Origin of the sequence: Arenimonas sp., assembly GCF_019459675.1 — a bacterium.
Lineage (GTDB): Bacteria > Pseudomonadota > Gammaproteobacteria > Xanthomonadales > Xanthomonadaceae > Arenimonas.
Genome location: NZ_JAIBFH010000222.1, coordinates 1 through 1,368, shown reverse-complemented (window position 1 = coordinate 1,368; position 1,368 = coordinate 1). Strand labels below are relative to the sequence as shown.

Here is a 1,368-nt window from a genome sequence, read left to right as displayed (position 1 = left end):
TCGCTGTCGTACCTGCACCGCTTCCCGCTGCACGGGCTGAAGATCGACCGCAGCTTCGTGGCCGAACTGCGCAGCGGCGAAAGCGGCGGCAGCACGGCCATCGTGCGCGCCATCCGGCTGCTGGCCGATTCGCTGGGACTGGAAGTGATCGCCGAAGGCATCGAGACCGAAGACCAGCGCTACCAGCTGCGCCTGCTCGGCCTGAGCCTGGGCCAGGGCTACCTGTTCTCGCGGCCCGCCTCCATCGGCACCATGCTGCGCCGCTACGGCATGGAAGCCCTGGACTGAGGCGGCAGCAGGTTTTCGGCCCGCAGCCAGGCAATGGTGTCGGCCAGCAGTTCGGGCAGCGGCGTGCTGCGGTAGCCCAACTCGCGCTCGGCCTTGGATGAGTCCACGGAAAGATGCTTGCAGGTGAACGTGGCCGCCACCGGCGTCAGCTCCGGCGGCCTGCGGGTGATGCGCGACACCAGGTCCAGCACGCGCGCATAAGTCCGCAACACCGGGGCGGGCATGGCCTTGGCCGGCGCGGGCTTGCCCAACTGGCGGCCGGCTTCCTGGATCAGCTTCAGGAAGCTGGCGTGCTCGCCGCCCACCAGCCAGGTTTCGTCGCGCGCCGGCTGGCGCCAGGCACGCACCTGCGCACGCGCGATCTCGCGCACGTCGGCGAAGGCGCCCGAGCCCGGCGGCGAACCCGGCAGCTTGCCCGCGTCGATCAGGCGGATCAGGTTCGACCAGTTGTTGTAGTCGCCGGGGCCGAGGATGTGCGAGGGCTGGAACACCAGGAAGGGCAGCCCCGATTCGCGCACCAGGCGCTCGGACGCGTACTTGGTGCGCTCGTAGTTGATCCACGACTCCGCGCCGCGCTGCGGCACGTCCTCTCGCAGGGTGCCCTTCACCAGATGCGAGTAGGCCGAGACGCTGGACGTGTGCACGAAACACGACACACCGGCCGCTTTCGCGGCGGCCAGCAGGCGTGCGGTGCCGCCCACGTTGGTTTCGGTTTGCGCCGCGTCGCCCGGGCCCCAGTTGTTGGTGTCGGCGGCGGTGTGGAAGACCGCTTCGCAGCCGGCAACGGCCGCCTCAAGCGCGCCGGCGTCGCCCAGGTGGCCACGCACCGGGGCAGCACCCAGCGCCACCACGGCGGCATCGCCGGCCGCCGAACGCGACAGGCCGCGCACCGTCACCCCGTCGGCCACGAGCTCTCGTATCAGGTGCTGGCCAAGGAATCCGGTGGCGCCGGTGACAAGGACGTTAGGCATGGTGGGCTCTGGGCGGTGGGCGACAGGGAAGGTTTACGCAGCCGGGCCCGGCCGGGGGGCGGCCGCCGGGCGGGGGGGGGATAGTTCGGGGGAGGGGGGGGGGGGGGGG

At 71.3% G+C, this 1,368-nt stretch carries 2 protein-coding genes; one reads left to right on the top strand and one right to left on the bottom strand.

Features of this window, described 5'->3' with window-relative positions:
- Positions 1 to 288, top strand: a 288-nt coding sequence (locus K0M70_RS07575; protein ID WP_290781167.1) for an EAL domain-containing protein, incomplete at its 5' end; no start/stop codon positions are given.
- Here K0M70_RS07575 and K0M70_RS07570 read toward each other — a convergent pair.
- Positions 264 to 1,259: an NAD-dependent epimerase/dehydratase family protein gene (locus K0M70_RS07570; RefSeq protein ID WP_290781165.1), complete on the bottom strand. Its 996-nt coding sequence runs from the start codon at positions 1,257 to 1,259 to the stop codon at positions 264 to 266. The genes K0M70_RS07575 and K0M70_RS07570 overlap by 25 nt on opposite strands.
- Between the last annotated feature and the right edge of the window lie 109 nt (positions 1,260 to 1,368).